General features: G+C 64.2%; 29 protein-coding genes. 12 read left to right on the forward strand and 17 right to left on the reverse strand.

What is annotated here, in order from left to right; translation table 11 throughout:
* Nucleotides 1-59: 59 nt before the first annotated feature.
* The 4 genes from BMX43_RS16535 (at nucleotide 60) to BMX43_RS16545 (ending at nucleotide 1,248) form a co-directional block, all read left to right on the forward strand.
* Entirely contained in the window at nucleotides 60-479 is a 420-nt protein-coding gene (locus BMX43_RS16535; RefSeq protein ID WP_091303273.1) for a hypothetical protein, read from the forward strand.
* Between the two features lie 24 nt (nucleotides 480-503).
* Entirely contained in the window at nucleotides 504-647 is a 144-nt protein-coding gene (locus BMX43_RS19885; protein ID WP_175482151.1) for a hypothetical protein, read from the forward strand.
* Nucleotides 648-821: 174 nt separating this feature from the next.
* Nucleotides 822-1,043, forward strand: coding sequence for a hypothetical protein (locus BMX43_RS16540; protein ID WP_091303274.1), 222 nt, complete (start codon nucleotides 822-824; stop codon nucleotides 1,041-1,043).
* A 10-nt stretch (nucleotides 1,044-1,053) separates the two neighbouring features.
* Nucleotides 1,054-1,248 carry a DUF6900 domain-containing protein gene (locus BMX43_RS16545; protein ID WP_091303275.1) on the forward strand — a complete coding sequence of 65 codons (195 nt, stop codon included), beginning with the start codon at nucleotides 1,054-1,056 and terminating at the stop codon, nucleotides 1,246-1,248.
* Nucleotides 1,249-1,442: 194 nt separating this feature from the next.
* Here BMX43_RS16545 and BMX43_RS16550 read toward each other — a convergent pair whose 3' ends face one another.
* Nucleotides 1,443-2,102, reverse strand: a complete 660-nt coding sequence (locus BMX43_RS16550) for a hypothetical protein (protein ID WP_091303276.1) — start codon at nucleotides 2,100-2,102, stop codon at nucleotides 1,443-1,445.
* Nucleotides 2,099-3,634, reverse strand: coding sequence for a restriction endonuclease (locus BMX43_RS16555; protein ID WP_091303277.1), 1,536 nt, complete (start codon nucleotides 3,632-3,634; stop codon nucleotides 2,099-2,101). Before BMX43_RS16555 ends, BMX43_RS16550 begins: the two co-directional genes overlap by 4 nt.
* Before the next feature lie 638 nt (nucleotides 3,635-4,272).
* Here BMX43_RS16555 and BMX43_RS16560 point away from each other — a divergent pair.
* From BMX43_RS16560 to BMX43_RS16580, 5 genes are all read left to right on the forward strand, one after another.
* Nucleotides 4,273-4,776 carry a type III secretion system chaperone family protein gene (locus BMX43_RS16560; protein WP_091303278.1) on the forward strand — a complete coding sequence of 168 codons (504 nt, stop codon included), beginning with the start codon at nucleotides 4,273-4,275 and terminating at the stop codon, nucleotides 4,774-4,776.
* Nucleotides 4,777-4,805: 29 nt separating this feature from the next.
* Nucleotides 4,806-5,618 (forward strand): pyrroline-5-carboxylate reductase, encoded by an 813-nt coding sequence (proC, locus tag BMX43_RS16565; RefSeq protein WP_091303279.1) that lies wholly within the window; start codon nucleotides 4,806-4,808, stop codon nucleotides 5,616-5,618.
* Entirely contained in the window at nucleotides 5,615-5,950 is a 336-nt protein-coding gene (locus BMX43_RS16570; RefSeq protein WP_091303280.1) for a tRNA-binding protein, read from the forward strand. The genes proC and BMX43_RS16570 overlap by 4 nt, the downstream gene beginning before the upstream one ends.
* Nucleotides 5,950-6,903: a 2-hydroxyacid dehydrogenase gene (locus tag BMX43_RS16575; RefSeq protein ID WP_091303281.1), complete on the forward strand. Its 954-nt coding sequence runs from the start codon at nucleotides 5,950-5,952 to the stop codon at nucleotides 6,901-6,903. Before BMX43_RS16570 ends, BMX43_RS16575 begins: the two co-directional genes overlap by 1 nt.
* A 153-nt stretch (nucleotides 6,904-7,056) precedes the next feature.
* A complete protein-coding gene (locus BMX43_RS16580; protein WP_091303282.1) occupies nucleotides 7,057-7,716 on the forward strand; it encodes a sulfotransferase family 2 domain-containing protein in 660 nt (219 codons plus the stop codon).
* Nucleotides 7,717-7,748: 32 nt separating this feature from the next.
* Here BMX43_RS16580 and BMX43_RS16585 read toward each other — a convergent pair whose 3' ends face one another.
* From BMX43_RS16585 to BMX43_RS16625, 9 genes are all read right to left on the reverse strand, one after another.
* Nucleotides 7,749-9,944: a 3-hydroxyacyl-CoA dehydrogenase NAD-binding domain-containing protein gene (locus BMX43_RS16585; RefSeq protein WP_091303283.1), complete on the reverse strand. Its 2,196-nt coding sequence runs from the start codon at nucleotides 9,942-9,944 to the stop codon at nucleotides 7,749-7,751.
* Nucleotides 9,941-10,411, reverse strand: a complete 471-nt coding sequence (locus BMX43_RS16590; RefSeq protein WP_091303284.1) for a cupin domain-containing protein — start codon at nucleotides 10,409-10,411, stop codon at nucleotides 9,941-9,943. Before BMX43_RS16590 ends, BMX43_RS16585 begins: the two co-directional genes overlap by 4 nt.
* Nucleotides 10,411-10,881, reverse strand: a complete 471-nt coding sequence (locus BMX43_RS16595) for a cupin domain-containing protein (protein WP_091303285.1) — start codon at nucleotides 10,879-10,881, stop codon at nucleotides 10,411-10,413. Before BMX43_RS16595 ends, BMX43_RS16590 begins: the two co-directional genes overlap by 1 nt.
* On the reverse strand, nucleotides 10,881-12,092 hold the full coding sequence (locus BMX43_RS16600; RefSeq protein ID WP_091303286.1) for an acetyl-CoA C-acetyltransferase: 1,212 nt from the start codon (nucleotides 12,090-12,092) through the stop codon (nucleotides 10,881-10,883). Before BMX43_RS16600 ends, BMX43_RS16595 begins: the two co-directional genes overlap by 1 nt.
* Nucleotides 12,093-12,188: 96 nt before the next feature.
* A complete protein-coding gene (locus BMX43_RS16605) occupies nucleotides 12,189-12,824 on the reverse strand; it encodes a glutathione S-transferase family protein (protein WP_091303287.1) in 636 nt (211 codons plus the stop codon).
* A 269-nt stretch (nucleotides 12,825-13,093) separates the two neighbouring features.
* On the reverse strand, nucleotides 13,094-13,306 hold the full coding sequence (locus BMX43_RS16610; protein ID WP_091303288.1) for a hypothetical protein: 213 nt from the start codon (nucleotides 13,304-13,306) through the stop codon (nucleotides 13,094-13,096).
* Between the two features lie 69 nt (nucleotides 13,307-13,375).
* On the reverse strand, nucleotides 13,376-15,151 hold the full coding sequence (locus BMX43_RS16615) for an acyl-CoA dehydrogenase C-terminal domain-containing protein (protein WP_091303289.1): 1,776 nt from the start codon (nucleotides 15,149-15,151) through the stop codon (nucleotides 13,376-13,378).
* A gap of 25 nt (nucleotides 15,152-15,176) precedes the next feature.
* The gene (locus tag BMX43_RS16620; RefSeq protein WP_245749514.1) at nucleotides 15,177-15,590 is read right to left on the reverse strand and encodes a MerR family transcriptional regulator; all 414 of its coding nucleotides are present in this window, start codon (nucleotides 15,588-15,590) and stop codon (nucleotides 15,177-15,179) included.
* Between the two features lie 229 nt (nucleotides 15,591-15,819).
* The gene (locus BMX43_RS16625) at nucleotides 15,820-16,191 is read right to left on the reverse strand and encodes a MerR family transcriptional regulator (RefSeq protein WP_091303290.1); all 372 of its coding nucleotides are present in this window, start codon (nucleotides 16,189-16,191) and stop codon (nucleotides 15,820-15,822) included.
* Nucleotides 16,192-16,340: 149 nt separating this feature from the next.
* Here BMX43_RS16625 and BMX43_RS16630 point away from each other — a divergent pair, with 149 nt between their 5' ends.
* Genes BMX43_RS16630 through BMX43_RS16640 form a run of 3 tightly spaced genes read left to right on the forward strand, consistent with a single transcriptional unit; the run spans nucleotide 16,341 to nucleotide 18,587 of the window.
* Nucleotides 16,341-16,763: a PaaI family thioesterase gene (locus BMX43_RS16630; protein WP_091303291.1), complete on the forward strand. Its 423-nt coding sequence runs from the start codon at nucleotides 16,341-16,343 to the stop codon at nucleotides 16,761-16,763.
* Nucleotides 16,760-17,272: a PaaI family thioesterase gene (locus BMX43_RS16635; protein ID WP_091303292.1), complete on the forward strand. Its 513-nt coding sequence runs from the start codon at nucleotides 16,760-16,762 to the stop codon at nucleotides 17,270-17,272. The genes BMX43_RS16630 and BMX43_RS16635 overlap by 4 nt, the downstream gene beginning before the upstream one ends.
* Nucleotides 17,265-18,587, forward strand: coding sequence for an MATE family efflux transporter (locus tag BMX43_RS16640; protein WP_091303293.1), 1,323 nt, complete (start codon nucleotides 17,265-17,267; stop codon nucleotides 18,585-18,587). The genes BMX43_RS16635 and BMX43_RS16640 overlap by 8 nt, the downstream gene beginning before the upstream one ends.
* Here BMX43_RS16640 and BMX43_RS16645 read toward each other — a convergent pair.
* The 6 genes from BMX43_RS16645 to BMX43_RS16670 all read right to left on the reverse strand — a co-directional run bounded on the left by BMX43_RS16645 (nucleotide 18,577) and on the right by BMX43_RS16670 (nucleotide 25,057).
* A complete protein-coding gene (locus BMX43_RS16645; RefSeq protein WP_091303294.1) occupies nucleotides 18,577-19,353 on the reverse strand; it encodes a TIGR02186 family protein in 777 nt (258 codons plus the stop codon). The two genes, BMX43_RS16640 and BMX43_RS16645, sit on opposite strands and share 11 nt — an antisense overlap.
* Nucleotides 19,350-20,270 carry a sulfite exporter TauE/SafE family protein gene (locus BMX43_RS16650; RefSeq protein WP_091303295.1) on the reverse strand — a complete coding sequence of 307 codons (921 nt, stop codon included), beginning with the start codon at nucleotides 20,268-20,270 and terminating at the stop codon, nucleotides 19,350-19,352. Before BMX43_RS16650 ends, BMX43_RS16645 begins: the two co-directional genes overlap by 4 nt.
* 145 nt (nucleotides 20,271-20,415) lie before the next feature.
* Nucleotides 20,416-21,381, reverse strand: a complete 966-nt coding sequence (locus BMX43_RS16655; protein WP_091303296.1) for an ABC transporter permease — start codon at nucleotides 21,379-21,381, stop codon at nucleotides 20,416-20,418.
* 10 nt (nucleotides 21,382-21,391) lie between these two features.
* Entirely contained in the window at nucleotides 21,392-22,483 is a 1,092-nt protein-coding gene (locus tag BMX43_RS16660; protein ID WP_091303368.1) for an ABC transporter permease, read from the reverse strand.
* Nucleotides 22,483-24,051, reverse strand: coding sequence for an ABC transporter ATP-binding protein (locus BMX43_RS16665; protein WP_091303297.1), 1,569 nt, complete (start codon nucleotides 24,049-24,051; stop codon nucleotides 22,483-22,485). Before BMX43_RS16665 ends, BMX43_RS16660 begins: the two co-directional genes overlap by 1 nt.
* A 4-nt stretch (nucleotides 24,052-24,055) precedes the next feature.
* Nucleotides 24,056-25,057: a BMP family lipoprotein gene (locus BMX43_RS16670; RefSeq protein ID WP_091303369.1), complete on the reverse strand. Its 1,002-nt coding sequence runs from the start codon at nucleotides 25,055-25,057 to the stop codon at nucleotides 24,056-24,058.
* Nucleotides 25,058-25,156: the final 99 nt, after the last annotated feature.

Here is a 25,156-nt window from a genome sequence, read left to right on the forward strand (position 1 = left end):
ATCCATCTCACCGAAGACGGCCCGGTGGCCCTGCCCAGCTATACCCCGGAGGTGGTCGCATGATCGACTGGACCCTGATGAAATCCCCCGAAACCCGCGCGACCGAGGCGCTGGCCGAGGCCAAGGCGCAAGCCCGCACCGAGATTACCACCCGGATCAGCGCCGCCCGCGCCACCATGATCACCACGCTGCCCGGCCAGCAGATGATCTACATGGCCAAGGAAGCCGAGGCCGCCCGCTACATCGCCGACCCCGCGCCCGACCTCGCCACCTATCCGCTGCTCGCCGCCGAGATCGGCATCACCGCCCCCGACGCCTGGCAACTGGCGCAGATCTGGCTCGCCATGGCGGATCTGTGGCGCCAGGCGGCGGCGGGGCTGGAAGCGCTGCGGCTGGGCACCGCGGCGGCGGTGGAGGCGGCCGGGACGGTGGGGGAGGTGGAAGCTGCGATGGCGGCGGTGCGCGGGGCATTTCCATAATGGTCAGCTGAAGGAGTACCTGCGTTGAAGAACGAAACGATCACGCAATGCATTCTTGCGGCCCTCATCGCCTGTGGCGGCGTGGCGGCCTCCATCGGCCTCGCCAAACTCGGCGAGCCGCAGTCTGTCTGGCTGTGGTGTGACATGGTTGGTCTATGCGCGCGCTAGAGGGGGCGGAGATCGAGGCGTTCGGGACGGTGGTGGAGGTGGACGCGGCGGCGGAGCCGGTCGCGCAATGAAGTGCTCGAAACTGCCCTGAAAGAGCAATCCCAAGGGGCTTCAAACCGGCGTTCAAGGGGGCATGTACAGACCATGAAACACGACCCGAAAAGGACCGGATCCATGGAAAGCACCACCCTCTGCAAGCTGATGGAAGCCAGCTATCACGGTGCGCGCGACCTGCTGATGCAGACCGCGCGCGAGTTGGACGATGCGGGTACCGCTGCGCGGCAAGGGCAACAGAGTCTTGCGCGTGGCACGGCCATCGGGGCCGAGGCTGACCTGCAGAAGGCCATTGACCTGATCAAGGCGGTGGGTGCGTTGCAGCAACTCGGCCGGGTATGAGGAGGGCGCCATGAACGACAAGGCCGCGCACCTAGACCAGACCAACGCCCTTCTCGCCGAGATCGCCCGCACCCACCTCGGCTTGCCCACCCTGGAGGAGCGCCGCTCAGACAGCCTCGATTTCCACGACCTCGCCGTCTGGTCGGTGAAAGCCGCCTTGGAGGCAGCATTCGAGGCAGGGCGGAGGGCGGCGAAGGAGGGGTGAATGCGGCCCTTTGCTGTCGGTCGGCAAACACAACTGCTGCGAGGCGGCGCTCCCCAAAGCAGCCACTCGAGTGGCGCCGCAGCGAAATCCTCGTCATCATGGTAGCGATGCGGGGCAAAACGGACAGCTGGCGTAATAGTTCGAGTGGCTTGGGGAAGTCCACCACGCGAGTTCTTGACCAGTCCGGCCGTCGATCATGAAAACTCTTTGAGGAGAAGGTCTGACAGGCCTTGCCTATCATCATCCCACAGGACGTTGCCGTATGCATCGTAGACCGGGAAGACGATGCTCCCCGTTTCTCGTTTGATTATTGGCCTCACCTGATAGGCTTTCGGCGTTGCTATGCGCTCGCACGAGATGCTGTTTTCACCGGACGGCCCGTCGATGAGGATGGCAGATAGGATTGTCTCGGGGGCTGGGGCGCCATGCGTCTGGACATCTTGTTTCGCCACCATCATCCGAATAGCCCCAAACCGATCAACCAACTCATTGAGCCGCTTGCAAATGGCCGACCCTTCTTCTGTGCCATTCCGCGTAGCGCGCAGCATTTCACCGACGCTCACCACCCAGTATCGGGTCAGTTGTATCTGAATTCGTGTCCGACTGTATGGGTGACAAGGTTCACCCGTATTCGCAATATATTGCGCGTGTTCGTCCTCCATCTGTCTAAGGAGAAGGTCGAAATATACGTCGTTATCTCCAGCATCATGGGGCGTCCCATTCCCTCGGATTTCTTCCAAGCGCTTTTGCACTGCACGCCACTTGGCGTGATAAGATCGCTTGGCTTCATAAGCCCGATGGAAACCGAATTCGATCAGATCGGTTGGGGACGCATCCTGAATCTTGCTGATCATCCTTGAGCCCTCCCCGAAATCTTGCTGGAAAGCCCAAGTTCTCTCCGCGCCTGTGCAATGTCGATCCTTGCCCGCATTCCGTGTTTCTCCAAAAGGTGGAGCAGGTGTCCACCGTTCAGCAGTGTGATGGGCTTACCTTGCACAAATTTGTAGGCGTCAGGCCCGAAGTCGGCGGTCGTCACTAGGATGCCCTTGGAAGCGCCCTCAGACTGTGCCGTGCCGTAGAGATCCCGCACCGCGCTGACGCCGACTGGCCGGGTGTAGCGCTTGGCCTGGATGACGATTTTTCCGCCGGTGATCGGATCTGGATCGAAGGCAATGGCATCGACACCGCCGTCTGCAGACGACTGTGTGATTTTCACTTCGCCGCCGCGCGATGCAAACTCTCTCTCGAAGACCTGCCGGACGAGGTGCTCGAACTCCTCCCATCCCATGGCAGCGAGGTTGACGGACCCATCTTCGACCAGCTCCACCTCTTCGGCCTTGATGAAGCGCTTGTCAGTCTTGTTGAACTTAATGACCGGTACGACTGCGGCTAGCCCCGACAAGCTCGATGCCGAAACCCCCTTCAGGGATTTGAAGCATGCCTTCGGATCGACGTTCTTAAAGTCGATTCCTGCGATAGCATCGCGCCCGACGAGTATCGACATGATCGTCTCGGTCGATTTTTTGCCGGTCGCCGCATTCACCGCCGTGACATTTCCGTTAAAGACGATCGTGTCGATGTTCTTCGGTTTGTCGCCCCTAAAGGTGTCCCTGATCGTCCGAAGACATGCCTGGTAGCACATGTTGTCGTAGAGCGCTTTGGCGTCCGTCTGCGATATCTGCGTCGTCGAGAACTCGCCGGACGTCGCGTTATAGCGCACGGTCTTCGTCGTCGGCATGTCTGACGGCAGCGGGAGCCAATAGTCGATCAGGAGGAGCTTTGCGGTTTTGTCGTACTGTAGCTCCACCCGAGGTGCCAGCGGCGGCGGATGGTCAGACATCCTCATGATGGCGGCGACATATTGAACAACGGTCTCCGCATCGCCGTCCTGCCATGCCTTCTTTATGTCACGGATCTTCTGATTGGCGTCCTCAATTCGCGCCGCCTCGGCTTTTTCAGTCTTGGCCTGATCTGCCTCGTGTTTTGACCACTGAGCCTCCCACTCTGCGATGCTCGCATCATATCTGCGTTCAGCTTCGGCATTGTCGGCGTCCACCATTGCGCACCGATCCTGGTAATCCTGTTCGATCTTGGCGGATCGGCCGAGAAGGCGATCCATGAATCCAGGCGCGGGTTTGGCAGGGTGCGGGTCGTGATGCTCTTTGACGGGCTTCTTGACGACGAATTTCTTCTTTGTGAATGACGAGATCTCCTCCTCGCCCATCCACTCCTGCATCGCTTTGATAGTTGGGGACTTTTTGAGAATAGACATCAGCGCCTGCCGCTCGTCCGAAAATCGGCGGGTAAGGTTGAGAGCCTTTTCGCGCTGGCGCTCGGTTTCAAGTCTCTTCAATCCCGCTGTAGAAAGCGGATTAAATCCGGACATGTCTGTCTCTCTGTAAAGGTTCGCAATAGTGGATCACTTCGCCGACGCGCATGTCCAGAGAAATCAGCGCAGGCGAACTTCCCGCGCTAACCGGGCGCTCTAAACGCTGATCCGGCCCGTGCGGGTCGCGACGATGCTCGGCTCCAGGCGATCTGGCGTATGGTTGGCTGCGGTCCGCACGAACGACTGCTATTCTGAGGTTTCTGCAAACGCTAAGCTGTGCTGCGGTCAGACAGCTTCAAGCCCGTAGGTGCCAACAGTCACTCGGGGGGGCCGTTCTTGGCAGACTGCGGGACATTCTGGCAGTTGGTGTGACGGGAACCTTGAGGCAGAGAGGGCCGGTCCGGTTTCGCATGGAGGGCCCTCTTCACACCCCCGTTCAACCCCGCTACAACGCCCCTCCTGTGAAAACCGTTCTGCTGCAAGTTCTGGTGTCAAACTCTGCAAGTTTGCGTGTCACGCTACAAGGGTGGAAATCAACAGACCAAGACTTATGCACAGAAGAATTTCCTTTACACACTTCCGCTTTGCCCACACCATATCTAGTAAGGTGTGACCGGGCTTCCGCTGCAAATTGCCCGATCCCCAGCTTCTAGTGGATCCCCGATCCGCACGGGGCGTTATGAAGAGGCCGGGCCATGTCGCTTGCTGAAGATTTCCTGATCGGAGACGATCTCCACCCCATCGACCTCGTGGAAACGCTGGCGGCGGATCAGCAGTGGGAGTTTGATCGGGTCACCGAAAACCAGATCGCCATGGCGGTCGAAGGGTTGTGGCGCACCTATGCACTGACCCTCGCTTGGGCGCCGCAGGACGAGACACTGCGCCTGATCTGTACCTTCGAGATGGAACCGCCTGTCACGCGCATGGGCGATCTCTACGATGTGATCAATCGTGCGAACGATCAGGTCTGGACCGGGGCTTTCACCTACTGGGCCGAGCAGAAGTTGATGGTCTGGCGCTATGGCCTGTCGCTGGCCGGCGGGGCGCTGGCCGGGCCGGAGCAGCTTAACCACATGATTTCCGATGCGATTTCGGGATGCGAGCGCTATTATCCGGCGTTTCAGATGGTGTCCTGGACTGACCAGTCGCCCGCCGAGGCCATGAAGGTCGCCATTGCAGAGGCTTACGGTCGCGCCTAACCTTGCCCCTGACAGACAGGGGACGTTCGATGGTTTTGGACAAGGTGAAAGACCGGGGGCTGGTGCTTCTGGGATGTGGCAAGATGGGCTCGGCACTGCTGGAGGGCTGGCTGAAGCAGGGTGTGCCGCCGGGCGCGGTCTGGGTGATCGAGCCGAACCCGTCGGACTGGCTGTGCACCACCGGGGTGCGGATCAACGAAACCTTGCCGGGGGCACCGGCCATCGTGCTTTTGGCGGTGAAGCCGCAGATGATGGGCGCGGCGCTGCCGCAGGTCACTGCGCTAGGGGGCAAGGATACGCTGTTCCTGTCGATCGCCGCAGGCACCACGATTGCCAGTTTCGAGGCGACATTCGGCGCCGCCACCCCGCTGATCCGCGCCATGCCCAACACCCCTGCCGCCGTGGGGCGGGGCATCACCGCGATCTGTGGAAATGCCCGCGCGTCAGAGGCCGATCTGGCGTTGGCCGAGGCGCTGCTGTCGGCGGTGGGGCAGGTGGTGCGGCTGGCGGGCGAGCATCAGATGGATGCGGTCACTGCCGTTTCCGGCTCTGGCCCCGCCTATGTGTTTCACCTGATCGAGGCGCTGGCGGCAGCGGGCGAAGCCGAGGGGCTGCCTGCGGATCTGGCGATGCAACTGGCGCGAGCCACGGTCTGCGGCGCGGGCGAGCTGGCGCATCAGGCCCCCGAAAGCGCCAGCCAGTTGCGTATCAACGTCACCTCGCCGGGTGGCACCACGGCGGCGGCGCTGGCGGTGCTGATGGATGTGGAGACCGGCTTCCCGCCGCTGCTGCGCCGGGCGGTGAAGGCGGCGGCGGATCGCGGGCGGGAGCTGGGCAAGTGACCATCACCTATGACGATTTTGCCAAGGTCGATATCCGTGTGGGCCGCATCACCCGGGCCGAACCCTTCCCCGAGGCGCGCAAACCGGCCTACAAGCTGTGGCTCGATTTCGGGGGCGAGATTGGCGAGAAGCGTTCGTCGGCGCAGATCACCGCGCATTATACGCCCGAGGCGCTGATCGGGCGGCAAGTGCTGGCGGTGGTCAACTTCCCGCCGCGCCAGATCGGCAAGGTTCTGTCCGAGGTGCTGGTGCTGGGCCTGCCCGATGCGGCGGGCGAAGTGGTGCTGATCGGGCCGGGCCATGAGGTGCCGCTGGGCGGGAGGCTGTTCTGATGCGGCTGCTGATCACCCGCCCGCTGCCCGATGCGGTGATGCAGGCCGCCCGCGCGCGGTTCGAGGTGACGGCGCGCACCAACACCCTGCCGCTGGACGATGCGGAGCTGCGCGCGGCGCTGCGCGACCATGACCTTGTGCTGCCCACGCTGGGCGACCGGTTCTCGGCGCAGGTCTTTGCCGATGTGCCGCAACCGCGCGCCAGGCTGCTGGCGAATTTCGGGGTGGGCTACAATCATATTGATGCGGTCGCGGCTCGGGCGGCGGGGGTCGCGGTGACCAATACCCCCGGCGCCGTCACCGATGCCACCGCCGACCTTGCGCTGACGCTGCTGCTGATGACCGCGCGCCGGGCAGGTGAGGGGGAGCGGCTGGTGCGGTCCGGCCAATGGCAGGGCTGGCACCCAACGCAGATGCTGGGCACCCATGTTTTCGGCAAGCGGCTGGGCATCATCGGCATGGGGCGTATCGGCAAGGCCATCGCCTGGCGCTGCCATTACGGCTTTGGCATGGAGGTGCGGTTCTATAACCGCTCGCCCGTCGTCCATCCCGGCCTGCTGGCTGATCAGGTAGAGACGCTGGCGGCGGCGATGAACAATGATTTCGTGGTGATCGCCGTGCCCGGTGGCGCCGAGACCCGTCACTTGATCGACGCGGCGGCGCTGGCCGCCATGCCGCGCCACGGTATCCTGATCAATATTGCGCGGGGTGATGTGGTGGATGAAGCCGCGCTGATCGCCGCGCTGCAAACTGGCCAGATCGCCGGGGCGGGCCTCGATGTCTATGAACATGAACCCCATGTGCCCGAGGCTTTGCGGGCGCTGGACAACGTCACCCTGCTGCCGCATCTGGGCACGGCGGCGCTGGAGGTGCGCACTGCCATGGGGCTGATGGCGCTCGACAACCTGATTGCCTGCGCCGAGGGCAGGCCGCTGCCCAACCCGGTGGCCTGACATGGCCCCCTTCTTCTTTGCCCAAATACCCAAATCCCACGCCCCCGCCGCAGCCGGCGCCTGCCAGACGCATCGCCGGGCCCGCCCGCCATGGCAATGCCGCCCGCAGGGGCTCGATGCCCCGGAGGGCGGCCCCTTGCGGCTGGTCAACCGATGATCCTGTCACGCGGGCGCCGCTTCATCTTCGTGCATATCCCCAAGACCGGCGGCACCGCCTTGTCGTTGGCGCTGGAGGCGCGGGCGATGAAGGACGATCTGCTGATCGGCGATACGCCGAAGGCCCGCGCGCGCAAACACCGGCTGCATGGGGTGAAGACGGCGGGGCGGTTGTGGAAACACTCCACCCTTGCCGATATTGCGGGCCTTGCCAGCGATGCCGAGATCGAAGGTTTTTTTACCTTTACGCTGGTCCGCAACCCGTGGGACCGGCTGCTCAGCTATTACCATTGGCTGCGCGGCCAAAGCTTTGCCCATCCGTCGGTCGGCCTTGCCAAAGCTTTGAATTTCAGCGATTTCCTGCATCACCCGCAGATCGGCACCGCTTTCCGGCTCTGGCCCGCCCGCGCCTATCTGACCGACCGTCACGGGGTGGAACGCGGGTCGGCAATTCTGCGGCTGGAACATCTGGCCGAAGATCTGGCCCCGGTCGAGGCGCATCTGGGTTATCGGCTTGGGCCCTTGCCGCGCGTCAATGAAAGTGACCGGCCGCGCGACTGGCGAGGTTGCTATTCCGATGCCGACGCCGCGCTGGTCGCCGATCTTTGCGGCGAAGATATCGCGCGGTTCGGCTATCGTTTCGACGATCCGGCGTAAGGCCGAGGGCAGCCCCCCGGCCTTGGCCCGTATCAGGCGGCTTTCGCCGCAGCCGGGTCATAGAAGCCCCGACCCTGCGCCGCCATGTCGCGCAGCACCTGCGGTGCCGCAAACCGGGCGCCATGGGCAGCCTCCAGCGCGTCGCAGATCGCCACGGCACGCGGGGCGCCGATGATGTCCAGCCAGCCGAACGGCCCGCCCGACCAGGGCGCAAAGCCCCAGCCGAGGATCGCGCCGACATCGCCTTCGCGGATGTCGGTCAACACGCCGTCTTCCAGCGCGCGCACCGCCTCCAGCACCTGCGCCATCAGCAGGCGGTGCTGGACCTGCGTCAGATCGGGTTGCACCTCGGCCAGCGGATACTGCGCTGCCAGTTCTTCCCACAGGCCCAGCCGTTTGCCTGCCGCATCATAGGCATAGAACCCGGCATTGGATTTGCGCCCCAGCCGCCCCTGATCGGCCATTGCGAACAGCACCGCATCCACCGCGCCATCCGGGTAGGCATCGCCCATCGCGGCCTTGGTCGCCTTGGCGATCTTCACCCCCAGATCAATCGAGGTTTCGTCCACCAGTTGCAGCGGGCCGAGCGGCATCCCCACCAGCTTGGCGGCATTTTCGATCAGCGCCGGTTCCACCCCTTCGGCCACCATGCGGATGCCCTCGTTGATATAGGGGATGATGCAGCGGTTGGCATAGAAAAAGCGGGCGTCGTTCACCACGATCGGCGTCTTGCGGATCTGGCGCACGAAATCCAGCGCCTTGGCCACGGCGCGGTCGCCGGTCTGCTTGCCCTTGATGATCTCCACCAGCATCATCTTGTCCACCGGGCTGAAGAAATGGATGCCGATGAACTGATCCGGCCGGGCAGAGGCCTTGGCCAGCGCCGAAATCGGCAGGGTGGAGGTGTTGGTGGCAAAGATGCAGTCCGGCCCGACGGCGGCTTCAACCTTGGCGGTCACTTCGGCCTTGACCTTCGGGTCTTCGAACACCGCTTCCACGATCAGGTCACACCCGACAAGGGCAGCGTAATCGGTGGTGGCGGTGATGCGGGCCAGCACCTCGGCCTTCTTCTCCGCTGTCACCTTGCGGCGCTGGATACCCTTGTCGAGCAACCCTTCCGAATAGGCCTTGCCACGATCCGCCGCGTCCTGCGCGGCGTCGATCAGCACGACCTCGATCCCGGCAGTGGCGCTGACATAGGCGATGCCCGCCCCCATCATGCCCGCCCCGATGACGCCCAGCTTCTTCACCGTCTGATCGGCAACCTTGGGCCGGTTTGCGCCCTTCTCCAGTGCTTCCTTGTTGATGAACAGTGAACGGATCATCGCGGTGGAAGACGGGTTCATCAGGACCGAGGTGAAGTGCCGCGCCTCGATCTTCAGCGCGGTGTCAAACGGCACCAGCGACCCTTCGTAAACCGCGGCCAGTAGCGCCTTGGCGGCGGGGTAAACCCCCATCGTCTTGCCATGCACCATGGCCGAGGCGCCGACAAAAGTCATGAACCCCGCCGGATGATACGGCGTGCCGCCCGGCATCTTGTAGCCCTTGGCATCCCACGGTTTCACGAGATCGGTATCCTTCGCCGCCAGAATCCACTCCTTGGCGCGGGCCAGCAGATCTTCGGGGGCCACCACCTCGTCGATGAGACCCGCCGCCTTGGCGCCCTTGGGATCGGACAGCTTGCCTTCCAGCAGGAAGGGCGCGGCCATCATCGCGCCCAGCTTGCGCACCAGCCGCGTCGTGCCACCCGCGCCGGGAAAGATGCCGACCATGATTTCCGGCAGGCCGATCTTGGCTTTGGGGTTATCGGCGGCAATGATGCGATGGCAGGCCAGCGGCAGTTCCAGCCCGATGCCAAGCGCGGTGCCGGGCAGGGCCGCCACGATGGGCTTGCCGCCTTTCAGCGTCTTCGGGTCCATCCCCGCGCGCTCGATCTTGCGCAGGATCGCGTGGAATTGCAGGATGCCTTCAAACACGGCCTTGGCCGGTTCTGCGCCACCCTGTTCCTTCATCCGGGCGATGACGTTCAGATCCATCCCCCCGGCGAAATCCTTTTTGCCCGAGGTGACGATCACGCCCTTCACGGCTGCATCCGCCAGTGCCGCGTCAATCAGCCCGTTCAGCTCTGCCAGCCCGGCCAGCGACAGCACGTTCATGCTCTTGCCCGGCACGTCCCAGGTGATGGTGGCAACGCCATCGGCATCGGTTGCCATGGTGAATTCGGTCATTCTTTCCTCCTCTCGGGCCAGTCGGTGCCATCGCGGCGCAGATAGCGCCGGGCCGGGCCGTCCTTATGGGTGATCAGGTCGTGATCGGTGTAATGGATGACATCGCGCTGATTGCGGGTGCCGATGACGAGATAGCGGGCCGGGGCATCCGACCGATTGTCCAGCCGATGCCCCACCGGGGCGCCCGCAGGCCAGCAGGCGGCATCGCCCGCGCGCAGGGTGGTTTCGGTCTCCTCCACCAGAACCACCTCGCCCGCCAGCATCAGGATCATTTCATCCTCGGTCTCGTGCCAGTGACGGCGGCCCGAGGTTGATCCGGGCGGCAGTTCCTCGATGAAGGCGCCGAACTGCGTCAGCCCGCCGGGATCGGAGATCAGCTGAAAGCTGTAGGGCCCGAGGCCGCCACCCAGAACCGGATGCGCGGTATCGCTTTCGGTCACAAACGGGGGCAGGGCGACCTTGGGCATCAGCGCGGGCCTTCCCAATCGCTGCCATCCTTGTAGGTGAAGCGCGCTTTGCCGCCGCCGATTTCCACCCGCAGATCGACATCGGAATAGGTGGCCACCTCTTGCGGCGCCTTGGTGCCCGCCACAAGAAACTTCGCTACGGCGGCAGAGCGGTTGATGAAGTGGTGCCCGTTCGGATTGCCCGCCGGAAAGGCCGCACAATCGCCCAGCCGCATCACGGTTTCGCCCGCGTCCTCCACCAGCACACATTCGCCCTCGATCACCATGACGAATTCGTCTTCGTTCTGGTGCCAGTGGCGCAACGAAGATAGCGCCCCCGGCTGCAGGATCACGAGGTTCACCCCGAACTGCGTCAGCCCCCCGGCATCGCCCAGCCGCAGGCTGGACCGGCCCGCCATCATCTCGGCATAGGGCGCGGGGTAGATGGAGCCGGTCTTGACCGGCACTTTCGTCAGATCAAGTTTCGGCATCACACCCTCTCGATGATCGTGGCCACACCCATGCCGCTGGCGATGCACAGCGTGGCAAGGCCAGTGGATTTGCCCGTCCGCTCCAGCTCGTCCAGCAGGGTGCCGATGATGATCGCCCCGGTGGCCCCCAGCGGGTGGCCCATGGCGATCGAGCCGCCGTTGACGTTGACTCGTGCCGGGTCCACGTCGAACGCCTGCTGGAAGCGCAGCACGACCGAGGCGAAGGCCTCGTTCACCTCGAACAGGTCGATGTCACCGATGGCCATGCCGCTGTCGCGCAGGATCTTTTCGGTCACCGGCACCGGCCCGGTCAGCATGATCGTCGGATCGGTGCCGATCTTCGCCGTGGCCCGGATGCGGGCACGGGGTTTCAGCCCATGGGCCGCGCCGAAATCGGCGTTGCCGATCAGAATGGCCGCTGCACCGTCCACGATGCCCGAGGAATTGCCTGCGTGGTGGATATGCTCGATCCGCTCCAGATGCGGATATTTCATCAGCGCCACCCTGTCGAAACCGGGCATCCCCTCGCCCATGTCCTTGAAGGCGGGTTTCAGGCTGGCCAGTGCCGCCATGTCGGTGCCCGGGCGGATATATTCGTCATGGTCCAGAATGGTCAGCCCGTTCATATCGCGCACCGGCACGATCGAGCGGGCGAAACGCTTGTCGGCCCAGGCGGCAACGGCGCGGCGCTGGCTTTCCACGGCCAGCGCATCGGCCATCTCGCGGGTGAAACCATATTCGGTGGCGATGATGTCGGCGCTGATACCCTGCGGCACGAAATAGGTCTTCATCGCCAGCGTCGGGTCCACTGCAATGGCCGCGCCGTCAGATCCCATGGCGACGCGGCTCATCATCTCCACCCCGCCAGCGATATAGGCCGACCCGGCGCCGCCCTTCACCTGATTGGCGGCCAGATTGACCGCCTCCATCCCCGAGGCGCAGAAACGGTTGATCGCCAGACCGGGGATCGCCTGATCGAGGTTCGAAGCCAGCACGGCAGAACGGGCAAGGCAGCCGCCCTGTTCGCCGATCTGCGTGACATTGCCCCAGATCACATCCTCCACCGCAGGACCCGAAAGCCCGTTGCGCGACTGGATCGCATTGAGCATCTGCGCCGACAGGGCGACCGAAGTCACCTCATGCAGCGCGCCATCCGGGCGGCCCTTGCCCCGCGGGCTGCGGATCGCATCATAGATATAGGCTTCGGTCATTCTCTCCTCCGGGGTCGTCTGGTTGGGGCGAGCCTAGCAGCGCCGCCCCTGCTTGTGGGATATGCCGTCACGTCCCGGCCTGCCCGTCACGCTGCGTCACGCGCGGTCGGACGGATTGCCGGGCATCAGGTCATAGGGATGTTTCCAGCCGGGCAGGGTGGCGATCCGGCCCAGCCAGCGGTCGATATGCGGCCAGTCGGCGCGGGTGAATCCGAAAGGCTCGGGGTAATAGAGATAGCCGCAGCAGGAAAAGTCGGCGATGGTCGGGCCGGTGTCGGCGATCCAGTCCCGCTGTGCGAGGTGATCGTTCAGCACGGTATAGGCGGCCTTGAGCCGCCCTTGCAGGAACGGGATCACGCCTTCGGGCCGTTTTTCGGCGGACAGGAAGTTCATCAGAAAGCGGCAGGTGCCTGCCTGACCGGAAAGTTTGTGATTGTCCCACAACACCCAGCGCCAGACTTCCTGCTGCGCGGCAGGGGTACTGCCGCCGAACCGGCCGGTCTTGCGGGCGATATGGTCAAGGATCATGCCCGATTGCGTCAGCACCTCACCGTCCTCGACCAGCACCGGCACTTCGCCCATCGGGTTGATCGCACGGAAGGCCGGGCCTCGGGTTTCGCCGTTGAAGAAATCCACAAACACCGGCTGCCAGTCCGCCCCCGCGAGGGTCAGGGCAAGGGCGGCCTTGTAGGCATTGCCGCTTTCACCAAAACAGTAGAGTTGCGCTGTCATGTCTTATGTCCTTCCTGTGGGATCTGTCGGCAGCGGGGGCTTCGCGCCCCCGCACCCCCGCGGAGTATTTTGGCCAGGATGAAAGGGATTTGTTAACTTTGTTCCTGTTTCCTGACGCTACGGAACAGGCTGGAGAGCCGATGACCGTCCAGGGTGAAGCCCCATCCCGATAAATCGCATAGCCAAGGCGTCAAGCGGGGTGGGGTGGATCGCGGTTTCATCCTGGCCAAAATACTCTCCCGCCGAAGGCGCCCGCATCCTCCATCTGCTCAGCGTTTCCGGCTGTCGATCTCGGCATTGAACAGGCGCAGCCGGTGGGTCAGATTGTCTGCATCAATCACGCTCGACCAGTTCTCGAACAGGAAGGACAGCGCCTCGCCTTCGTCCAGCCCCGCCTCCTGGGCAAAGCGTTTCAGGCGGCGATAGCCGTCTTCGGTCATGGCAACGGGAAAGCGGCGGGTGAGGCGAAAGCGTTTCGGCATGGGGAACTCCGGCTGGGCCGGGCCGGAATTTTCGCAGAAAATTCGCGGCCCTTCGGGATATGCCCCAGCTTAGAACGCCTCTGCGCGCAGCGCCATAACCGTCTCGGCGCCGCTTTCGATCCGGGCCAGATGCGTGGCGCAGGCGGGAAGTTGGCGCGCCATGTAATAGCGGCCGGTGGCGATCTTGGTTTCATGGAACGGCGTGTCCTCCGCCCCGGCATCCAGCGCCGTGAAGGCCGCCTTCGCCATGCGCGTCCACATCAGGCCGAGGCAGACATGGCCCATCAGGTGCATGAAGTCATAAGACCCGGCCAGCGCCGCATTGGGGGTCTTCATGCCGTTCTGCATGAAGAACATGCCCGCCGCCTGCATCTGCTTCGAGGCGGTTTTCAGCGCATCGGTGAAGGGCTGCATCCGCGCATCGCCCTCATGCGCCTTGCATTCGGCTTTCACCAGATCAAAGAACGCCATAACCGGCTTGCCGCCATCACTGGCCAGCTTGCGCCCCACCAGATCCAGCGCCTGCACGCCATTCGCGCCTTCGTAAATCTGGGCGATGCGGGCGTCGCGCACGAACTGGCTCATGCCCTGTTCTTCGATATAGCCATGACCACCATAGATCTGCTGGGCCTGCACCGCCATCTCGAAGCCCTTGTCGGTCTGGAACCCCTTGATCACCGGGGTCAGCAGGCCCACCAGCCCATCGGCATCCTTGTCGCCCATCCGGTGATAGCGGTCGATTAACGAGGCGCCCCAGAAGGTCAGCGCGCGGGCGCCTTCGACAAAGCTTTTCTGATCCATCAGATTGCGGCGGATGTCGGGATGCACGATCAGCGGATCGGCGGGGCCGGCGGGGTTCTTCACCCCGGTCACGTCGCGGCCTTGCAGGCGGTCTTTCGCATAGGCGACCGCGTTCTGATAGGCTGCTTCCGCCACCGCATAACCCTGCAGGCCCACGCCCAGCCGCGCCTCGTTCATCATGGTGAACATGGCGCGCATCCCCTTGTGCAACTCGCCCAGCAGGAAGCCGGTCGCGCCGTCATAATTCATCACGCAGGTCGCGTTGCCATGGATGCCCATCTTCTCTTCGATCTTGCCGACCGACACGGCGTTGCGCGCGCCAAGGCTGCCATCGGCGTTGACCATGTATTTCGGCACGATGAACAGCGAGATGCCCTTGGTGCCCTCGCCGCCGCCCGGTGCCTTGGCCAGCACCAGATGGATGATGTTGTCGGCCAGATCGTGATCGCCCGCCGAGATGAAGATCTTCTGCCCGGTGAGGCGATAGCTGCCATCGGTCTGAGGCTCGGCCTTGGTGCGCATCATCCCCAGATCGGTGCCGCAATGCGGCTCGGTCAGGTTCATCGTGCCGGTCCAGTCGCAAGTGACCATCTTCGGCAGGTAGGTTGCCTTCTGCGCCTCTGTGCCATGGGTATGGATCGCCGAATAGGCGCCATGGGTCAGGCCCTGATACATGTTGAAGGCCATGTTGGCCGACACGAAAATCTCGCCCACGGCCGAGTTCATCAGATAGGGCAGGCCCTGGCCACCATAAGCCGGATCGCAGTCCAGCGCTGTCCAGCCGCCGTCTTTCATCGCGGCGAAGGCCGCCTTGAACCCTGCGGGGGTGCGCACCACACCGTTTTCCAGCACGCAGCCTTCCCGGTCGCCCACCGCGTTCAGCGGCGCCAGCACTTCGGCGGCGACCTTGCCGGCCTCCTCCAGCACCGCCAACGTGAAGCCTGCATCCAGATCCGCATAGCCGGGTACGCCGGTTTCGGTCACTTTCAGCACGTTCTGCAGCAGAAACTGCATGTCTTTCACGGGGGCGGTGTAGGTCGTCATCAGTCTCTCCCTCTGATGGTTCAGCTCATTCGGCGGCCTTTCGGAGGCCCGCCAGCACTTCTTCCCCCCAGGACATCTGTGCCCTGAGGTCGGCAATCGCCTCGTTCAGCGTGTCCCGCTCCTGCTCCAGCACCTGCAGCCGTTCGCGGGCCAGATCATAGGTCCGCGACAGTTGGGCCTCTTGCGTGCCGTCGCGGTCATACAGGTCCAGCAACTGCCGGATGTCTTCCAGCGAGAAGCCAAAACGTTTGCCGCGCAGGATCAGCTTCAACCGCGCGCGGTCGCGGCGGGTGAACAGGCGCTTGGTGCCCTGGCGGATCGGGAACAGCAGTTCCTTCTGTTCGTAGAAGCGAAGCGTGCGGGGCGTCACGTCGAAGGCGTCGCACATTTCGCGGATGGTCATCGTATCCGGCCGGGCCGGGGTGGGTTTCGGTATCATGGCGGGTCACTCGCAGAACAGTTTCTGCGGTGAAAATGTAGGCTTGCCGGGAGTGATACCAGAGAAACCGAAGTTGACGTAAATGTAACGTCACGTCAAACGACAGGTGACGTAATGTCAGTGAAAATGACGCCGGGGAAACGCAACTTTATGACCCGGAAATCTGCCGTTCAAAGCGGTATGAGCCGCAACCGAAGCGGTGTGAAGGGCGGCAGATGCGGGTTTCGACTCAGGTGTCCAGCTCGCGCAGGGCGGTTTGGCGCAGGTCGCGCAGGTCGTCGATCGCGGCATCCAGTTCGGCCCGCTGGGTGGCCAGCGCGTCAAGCTGGCGGTCGGCCATGGCGATCCAGGCTTCCAGTTGTGGCCGGGTGCCCTTTTGCTGATAGATCAGCAGCCACTGGCGGATTTCTTCCAGCGAGAACCCGAAGCGGCGACCACGCAGCACCAGCGTCATCCGGGCGATTTCGCGGGCGCCATAGAACCGCGCGCGGCCTTCCTTCTGCGGGGCGAGCAACTCGATATATTCGTAATAGCGCAGGGTTCGCGGGGTCACGTCGAACCGGGCGCACATTTCCTTGAAGGTCAGGCGGGTCTCGGTCATGGGGTCCTCCTGCCCGCACCCTAAGGGAAAGACGGGGGGAAGCGCAATCCGCCCGGGCAGGGCCGGAACGTCATGTGCTGCAGTGCCGCGAGAGGGCTTGCAGCCCGGGCGGCGCCAGTGTCACATGAGACCATCTGAAAGGACATGCCATGACCGACAAGCTGCAGATTGCCCGGCAGTTCATCGAGGCGATCCCGCATAGCCGCGCGCTGGGGATGGGGCTCGACAGCCTCGGGAACGGGGTGGCGGTGATCTCGATGCCCTACGATGCGCGGTTTGTCGGCGATCCGGCGACCGGGGTGATCCATGGCGGCGCGGTGTCGGCGCTGATGGATACCGCCAGCGGCGCGGCGGTGATGAGCCATCCGTCGCAGCCGCGATCGACCGCCACGCTGGATCTGCGCATCGACTACATGCGCCCGGCAACCCCCGGACAGCGCATCACTGCGCGGGCGGAGTGTTACAATGTCACCCGGACTGTGGCCTTCGTGCGTGTGACCGCAACGGATGACGATACGGCGCGCCCCGTGGCCACCGCCACCGGCGCCTTCACGATGGAGTGGGGGGCATGACCGAACGGCGCAAACCCGAACCCGTGCAGGTGGTGAAGCAGCGGCGCGATGGCGCCTTGCGGCGGCTGATCGGCGGGGTGCCTTACATCAGCTTTCTGGGCATCGAATTCGACCGGCGCGGGGATGAACTGACCGCGCTTTTGCCCTATCGCGCCGATCTGATCGGCAATCCACAGATCCCGGCGCTGCATGGCGGGGCCACGGCTGCGTTTCTGGAGGTGACGGCGATCATCGAACTCAGCTGGTCGCTGCTGTGGGAGGAGATGGAAAGCGGGCAGCTTGACCCTGCCACGATTGACGGGGCGCATCTGCCGCGCCTGCCCAAGACCATTGATTTCACAGTGGATTATCTGCGCTCCGGCCTGCCACGCGATGCCTATGCGCGAGCGCGGGTCAATCGGTCCGGGCGGCGCTACGCCTCGGTGCATGTCGAGGCGTGGCAGGACAATCGCAGCCGTCTGTTCGCGCAGGCGACCGGGCATTTCCTGATGCCGGATCGCGATGGCTGATCCCGCCGCCGCCCTGACCCATGGCCGCGTGCTGCGCATCGCGCTGCCCATCGTGCTGTCGAATGTCACCGTGCCGCTGCTGGGCGCGGTTGATACCGCGGTGGTGGGGCAGATGGGGCAGGCGGCGCCGATTGGCGCGGTGGGGCTGGGCGCGGTGGTTCTGGCCAGTTTCTACTGGATCTTCGGCTTTCTGCGCATGGGCACCAGCGGGCTTGCCGCGCAGGCCCATGGCGCAGGGGATGAGGCGGAGCGCACGGCGGTGCTGCTGCGCGCACTGATCGTGGGCTTTGGCGCCGGGGCGCTGATCGCGCTGATGCAGGGGCCGATCTTCCTTGCCGCCTTCCGCCTTGCCCCGGCCAGTGCCGAGGTCGAGGCGCTGGCGCGGCAATATCTGGAACTGCGCATATGGGGTGCCCCCGCCACCATTTGCCTTTACGCGGTGACTGGCTGGCTGATCGCGCTGGAACGCACGCGCGCCGTGCTGCTGCTGCAACTGTGGATGAACGGGTTGAACATCGCGCTCGACCTGCTGTTCGTGCTGAAGTTCGGCTGGGGGGTGCCCGGCGTGGCCGGTGCCACGCTGCTGGCGGAATGGAGCGGGCTGGGCCTTGGCCTGTGGCTGTGCCGCGATGCCTTTGGCCCGATGCTGGACGAGGCGCGGGCGCGGCTGTCCGACGCTGCGGCGCTGCGGCGCATGGCCTCGGTCAACAGCGATATCATGGTGCGCTCGGTGCTGCTGCAGGGCAGCTTCACCGCCTTCCTGTTCTTTGGCGCCGGGCTGGGCGATGTGACGCTGGCGGCCAATCAGGTGCTGATGCAGTTCCTTGAAATCACCGCCTATGCGCTGGACGGGTTCGCCTTTGCGGCCGAGGCGCTGGTGGGGCAGGCTGTGGGCGCGCGGGCGGGGCCTGTGGTGCTGCGCCGGGCGGTGCGGCTGCCGTTCATCTGGGGGATCGCCGGGGCGCTGGCGCTGTCGACCTGCTTTGGTCTTTACGGCCCGCAGATCATCGACCTGATGACCACCGCCCCCGAGGTGCGGGCGGCGGCGCGGGGCTATCTGTGGTGGCTGATCGCGGCGCCGGTGATCGGTGTGGCCAGCTGGATGTATGACGGCGTGTTCATCGGCGCCACCGCCACGCGCGAGATGCGCAATGCCATGCTGCTGTGCGTCGCCAATTACGCACTGGCGCTGGCGCTGTTGCTGCCGACGCTGGGCAACCACGGGCTTTGGGCGGCGCTGATGCTGCTGAACGCCACGCGCGGGCTGACGCTGGCGCATATCTGGCGCCGCCGCGAGGCACAGCTTACCACCTGAACCGCGAGAACATCACCGAGGCGCCCCAGCCTGCCAGCGCCGCCACGATCAGCGAGGCCAGCCCGTAGAGCAGCGGTTGCTGATGGGCAGATTGGTAGAAGAACCGCTCCAACCCCGCCTTGCGCACCCAGATCGCGCGTTCCACGCGATCCACCACCTTGCCGTTACGCGTCAGGAACACCCGCACGCGGTAATCCCCTTCGGTCAGCGCGGTGGGCAGGGCGATATCGGTGCGGAACAGCGTCTGCTGGGTCAGCGCCACGCTGTTTTCGCGCAGCACATAGCGGCCTTCTGCCGCACGGATGCGCAGCAGTGCCTCGACAAAGGCGGGGGAATTGTCGGCCTCGGCGCTGATGCCCACGGCGCGCACGGCGCGGGGGATGGTGATGCGGTGGCGCAGATCCTCGGTTGCCGACAGGGCCACGGCCAGCGGGGCCGAGGTTGCCACGGCGTAAAAGCTGGGGGCCGAGTCGATCTGCACCGCCGCATTGTTCAGCCAGATGCCGAAGCGATGATCCTTGCGCCGCACCTTCAGCGGTGCCGAAGGCCCCTGCACCGTCACCACAATGCGCAGGGGATCGCCCTCGGGGATCGCACTTTCGCGTTTCACCGCGCCATAGACCATGATCTCGGCCCCCGAAAAATCGGCGGTGATGGACACCGAGCTTTGGCTCAGCCCGGCCACGATCGCTTCGGTCGGGGCCTCGGTCTGCGCGCACAGGGGCAGGGCGAACAAGGCAAGGATCAGGGCAAGGAGGGCCTTCATGGCAGGCTTCCCGGTGCGATGGAGTAAAGCTCGTCCGGGGCCAGCACCAGATCCAGCGCCACCCGCCCGCAGACCGCCAGCACCAGCAGTGCCAGCATGACCCGCATCTGATCGGCGCGCAGTTTCACACCCACCTTGGCACCGATCTGTGCCCCGATCACACCGCCGAGGATCAGCAGCAGCGCCAGCATCATGTCCACCGTCTGCGACGAGACCGCGTGCATCACCGTGGTGAAGGCGGTGGTGAAGATGATCTGGAACAGCGAGGTGCCGATCACCACCTTGGTCGGCATCCCCAGCAGGTAGATCATCGCGGGCACCATGATGAAGCCGCCGCCCACCCCCATCACCGCCGACAGGAAGCCGACAAAAGCCCCCACCATCATCGGCGGCAGCACACTGATATACAGGCCCGAGGCGCGGAATTTCATCTTGAACGGCATCTTGTGCACCCAGGTATGCACATGCGCCCGCCGCACCTGCGCCCCCGGTTTGCGCGCCCGCAGCATCGCCCGCAGGCTTTCCTGCAGCATCAGCAGCCCGACAAGGCCCAGAAACACCACATAGCTCAACTGTACGAACAGATCGACCTGACCGGCTGCGCTCAGCACCCGGAACACCCAGATCCCCAGCGCCGATCCGGCCATGCCGCCCGCCAGCAGCACCAGACCCATGCGGAAATCCACCGCCTTGCGCTTCAACTGCGCCAGCACGCCAGAGATGGACGAGGCCACCACCTGATTAGCGCCGGTGGCCACCGCCACCGCAGGCGGCACGCCGATGAAGAACAGCAAGGGGGTGATCAGAAAGCCGCCGCCCACACCGAACAGGCCCGACAGAAAGCCCACCACGCCGCCGATGCCGATCAAAAGAAAGGCATTTACCGAGACTTCGGCAATGGGAAGGAAAAGCTGCATGTCCGGCCTGCCGCTGCCTCTGGGGTTTTTTCAAAGCCTTGCGCCGTTCGGCAGGCTTGTCAAACCTTTGGACGACCATCCCCGGCGTTTCGCGCCGCCTGTGGCGCATTCCCCGCCCCGCAGTCGTTGCGGGGCGGGCGCGGGGTCACCGCTCTTTCACATAAGGCTCGCCGCCCGCGCGCGGCGGGATCGCCTTGCCGACGATGCCTGCCAGCACGACCACCGTCAGGATATAGGGCAGGGCGTCCAGCGCGGGCACCGGGATCGACAGGCCGGTTTTCGCGATCACATCGGGGCGCAGCGCCAGCGCCTGAAAGAAGCCGAACAGCATGGTGGCGCCCAGTGCCTGCCAGGGCCGCCATTTGGCGAAGATCAGCGCCGCCAGCGCGATATAGCCGCGCCCCGCCGTCATCTCGCGCCCAAAGCCCGCCTGCAGGCCGGTGGACATATAGGCCCCCGCCAGCCCGCACAGAACCCCGGTGATCAGCACGGCGGTGAAACGCAGCCGGATCACCGAAACCCCCGCCGTATCGACCGAGGCCGGGTTTTCCCCCACCGCCCGCAGCCGCAGGCCAAAGCGGGTGCGATAGAGCAGCCACCATGTGGCGGGCACCAGCGCCGCCGCGACATAGACAAGGAAGGTATGGCCCGAAATCACCTCGCGATACATCGGGCCGAGGATCGGCACGACTGACAGGCTGTCGACAAAGGGCAGCGAGATCGCGTTGAACCGCGCACCGCCCGACAGCGGCGGGGTGCGCCCGCCCTGACCGAACAGATCCTGCGCGATCAGCACCGTGATGCCCGAGGCCACAAAGTTCAGCGCCACGCCGGAAATCAACTGGTTGCCCCGGAAGGTGATCGAGGCCAGCCCATGCACCAGCGCAAACAGCAGCGCCCCCAGAATGCCCGCCGCCAGCCCGACCCAGACAGAGCCGGTCAGCGCCGCCACCGCCGCCGAGGTCATCGCGGCCATCAGCATCTTGCCCTCCAGCCCGATGTCGAAAACCCCCGCGCGTTCGGAATACAGCCCCGCCAGACAGGCCAGCAGCAAGGGCGTAGCCAGCCGCACCGTGGTGTCGAGGATTTGCAGGAAAGTCGCGTAATCCATCACCGCCCCCTTATGCCGCTTGCGGGCGGCGGGTGCGGAACACCACGCCCAGCATCATGCGCACCATCTGATCCAGCGCGCCGGTGAACAGGATCACCAGCCCCTGCACCACCGTCCGCAACTCGATCGGGATCGAGGTCCAGAGGCCGAGTTCTGCCCCGCCCTGATACAGGAACCCGAACAGCAGCGCCGCCAGCAGCACCCCCAACGGGTGGTTGCGCCCCATCAGCGCCACCGCGATGCCGATGAACCCTGCCCCTTCCGAGGCGTTCTGCAACAGCCGCTCGCTTTCGCCCATCACGTTGTTGATCGCCATCAACCCGGCCAGCGCGCCGGAAATCAGCATGGCGATCATCGTCACCTTCACCGGCGAGATACCGGCATAGCGCGCCGCCGCCTCGGATTTGCCGAAGGCGCGGATCTCGTATCCCAGCCGGGTGCGCCACAGGATCGCCCAGATCACCACACAGGCCGCCAGTGCAATGAACAGCGTCACATTGGCGGGCACCTGCTTGGTGAAGATCAGGCTGAGGCCGGGAATCTCGTGCAATGTCGGCAGCTTGGTGCCTGCGGGAAAGCGGGCGGAGGCCGGGTCCATCTGGCCGTCGGGGCGCAGCACCTCGACCAGAATGTAGATCAGCAAGGCCGAGGCGATGTAGTTGAACATGATCGTGGTGATCACGATATGGCTGCCGCGTTTGGCCTGCAGATAGGCCGGAATCGCCGCCCAGGCCGCGCCGAACAGCGCCGCCCCCACCATGGCGGCGGGCAAGGCCAGCGTCCAATGCGGCCAGGGCAGTGCCAGACAGACCAGCGCCACGCCCAGGCCCCCCAGTTGCGCCTGCCCTTCGGCGCCGATGTTGAACAGGCCCGCATGATAGGCAATCGTCACCGCAAGCCCGGTGAAGATGAACGAGGTCGCATAATACAGCGTATAGCCCCAGCCATAGGGCGACACGAGCGCGCCCTCGACCATCACCTTCAGCGCCTCGGACGGGCTTTGGCCGATGGCCAGCAGCACAAGGGCCGACACGAAGGCGGCCAGCAAGAGGCTGATCAGCGGCACCAGAACCACATCCGCCCAAGTCGGAAGTTTCTGCATCATGCGCTCTCCCCGCCGACACCGGCCATCAGCAGGCCAAGCTCGCGTTCATTGGTGGTGGCGGGGTCACGTTCGCCCATGATGCGGCCGTCGAACATCACCGCGATCCGGTCTGACAGTGACATGATCTCGTCCAGTTCGACCGAAACAAGCAGGATCGCCTTGCCCTGATCGCGCAGCGCCACGATCTGTTTGTGGATGAATTCGATGGCGCCGATATCCACCCCGCGCGTCGGCTGACCGATCAGCAGCAGGTCGGGGTTCCGTTCGATCTCGCGCGCGACCACGATCTTTTGCTGGTTGCCGCCCGAGAAATTCTTGGCGGCCAGCGTCGGGATCGGTGGGCGCACGTCAAAGGTGGCCATCTTCTTTTCGGTATCCGCGCGGATCGCGTCATTGTCCATGAACAGCGCGTTCTTCTGATATTCCGGCGCGTGGTGATAGCCGAAGGCCACGTTTTCCCAGGCCGAGAAATCCATGATCAGGCCCAGCACCTGCCGATCTTCCGGCACATGGGCGATGCCATCCGCCCGGCGCGACCGGCCGTCGGAAAACTTGCCAGTCAGATCAAGCTCTTTGCCGTTCAGCCGGATGGTGCCGCTGCCCTTGGCGATACCGCCCAGCACCTCCAGCAGTTCCGATTGGCCATTGCCCGCCACGCCTGCGATGCCCAGAATTTCCCCTGCGCGGACCGTCAGGCTGATGCCGCGCAGCCGTTCCACCTTCTGGTCATCGACGACGCGCAGGTTTTCCACCTCCAGCACCGCAGCCCCCGGGGTGGCCGGGTCTTTGTGCACATGCAGCAGCACCTTGCGGCCCACCATCAGTTCGGCCAGTTCTTCCGGGCTGGTCTGCGCGGTGGTCACCGTCGCCACCATCTGGCCGCGCCGCATCACGCTCACCATATCGGTGATCTCCATGATCTCGCGCAGCTTGTGGGTGATCAGGATGATCGTCTTGCCCTGATCCTTCAACCCATTGAGGATACGGAACAAATGGTCCGCCTCGGCCGGGGTCAGCACCCCCGTCGGTTCATCCAGAATCAAGATATCGGCCTGCCGGTACAGCGCCTTCAGGATCTCCACCCGCTGCTGGTGGCCCACGCTCAGATCCTCGATCAGCGCGTCGGGGTCCACGTCCAGCTCATATTCCCGCGCCAGATCGCCCAGCACCTTGCGCGCCTTGGACAGCGAGGGCGCCAGCATCGCGCCTTCTTCGGCGCCGAGGATCACATTTTCCAGCACCGTGAAATTCTGCACCAGCTTGAAATGCTGGAATACCATGCCGATCCCGGCGCGGATCGCGCTCTGGCTGTCGGGGATGGTGGTCGGTTTGCCGTCGATCAGGATCTCGCCCGAGTCGGCCTTGTAAAACCCGTAAAGGATCGACATCAGCGTCGATTTGCCCGCGCCATTCTCGCCGATGATCCCGTGGATCGAGCCTTTCGCAACCTGGATCGAAATGTCCTTGTTGGCCTGAACCGGGCCGAAGGCCTTGGAAATGCCCCGCAGCTCGATGGCGAAGGGGGCGGCAGATGCCTGCCGCCCCAAAGTGCCTTGCCCCTGCATGGGATCAGAAGGTTGCTGCCGGGCAGGTGTCGTCCGACATGTAGTCGTGCACCACCAGCTCGCCCGATTTGATCTTCTCGGCGGCGGCATCCACCGTGGCCTTCATTTCGGGGGTGACGAGGGCCGCGTTGTGTTCGTCCAGCGCATAGCCCACGCCGTCGCTGGCCAGATTCATCACCTTCACCTTGCCGGTTTCCAGATCGGCGCCAGCCTTGAACGCCTCATAAACCGCATTGTCCACGCGCTTGAGCATGGAGGTCAGCACCTTGCCCGGGAACAGGTAGTTCTGGTTGCTGTCCACGCCGATCGACAGGATGCCCTCATCCGCCGCCGCCTGCAGCACGCCGACGCCGGTGCCGCCTGCCGCCGCATAGATCACGTCGGCGCCCTGCGATTTCTGTGCCTTGGCGATTTCGGCCCCTTTCACCGGGTCGTTCCAAGCTGCGGGCGTGGTGCCTGTCATGTTCAGGATCACGGTCGCGTCAGGTTTCACCGCTTTCACGCCCTGCGCATAGCCGCAGCCGAACTTGCGGATCAGCGGAACGTCCATGCCGCCAACGAAACCCACGGTGTTGGTTTTCGACGCGAGGCCCGCCATCATGCCAACCAGATAGCTGCCTTCATGTTCCGAGAAGGCGATCTGCAGGATATTGGGTTGGTCCAGCCAGTCTACGTCGATGATGGCGAATTTGGTATCCGGGAAGTCCGGCGCGACCGAATTGAGCACATCGCCAAAGGCGAAGCCGGTCATCACAACAGGGTTGGCGCCCGATTCCGCCAGACGGCGCAGCGCCTGTTCGCGCTGTGCCTCTGACTGCATCTCCAGCTCTTTGAAGGTGCCGCCGGTTTCCTGCGCCCATTTCGTCGCGCCATTGAAGGCCGCTTCGTTGAAGGATTTGTCGAACTTGCCGCCAAGATCGAAAATGATGGCCGGATCGGCCGAAACCATTGCCGAGGACAGCGCGAGCGTGGCCGCTGCGCCGAGCAGGGTTTTCATCAGGGTCATGGAAATCTCCCGGTTGTCATTCATTATTACCGCGCGTCGCCCTGCGGGCCGGAACGGGCGGGTCACAGCCGATTTAGGGCGGGTTTGATCCAGCCGGTC

The sequence above is a fragment of the Gemmobacter aquatilis genome (genome assembly GCF_900110025.1).
In the GTDB taxonomy this organism is placed as follows: Bacteria; Pseudomonadota; Alphaproteobacteria; order Rhodobacterales; family Rhodobacteraceae; genus Gemmobacter; species Gemmobacter aquatilis.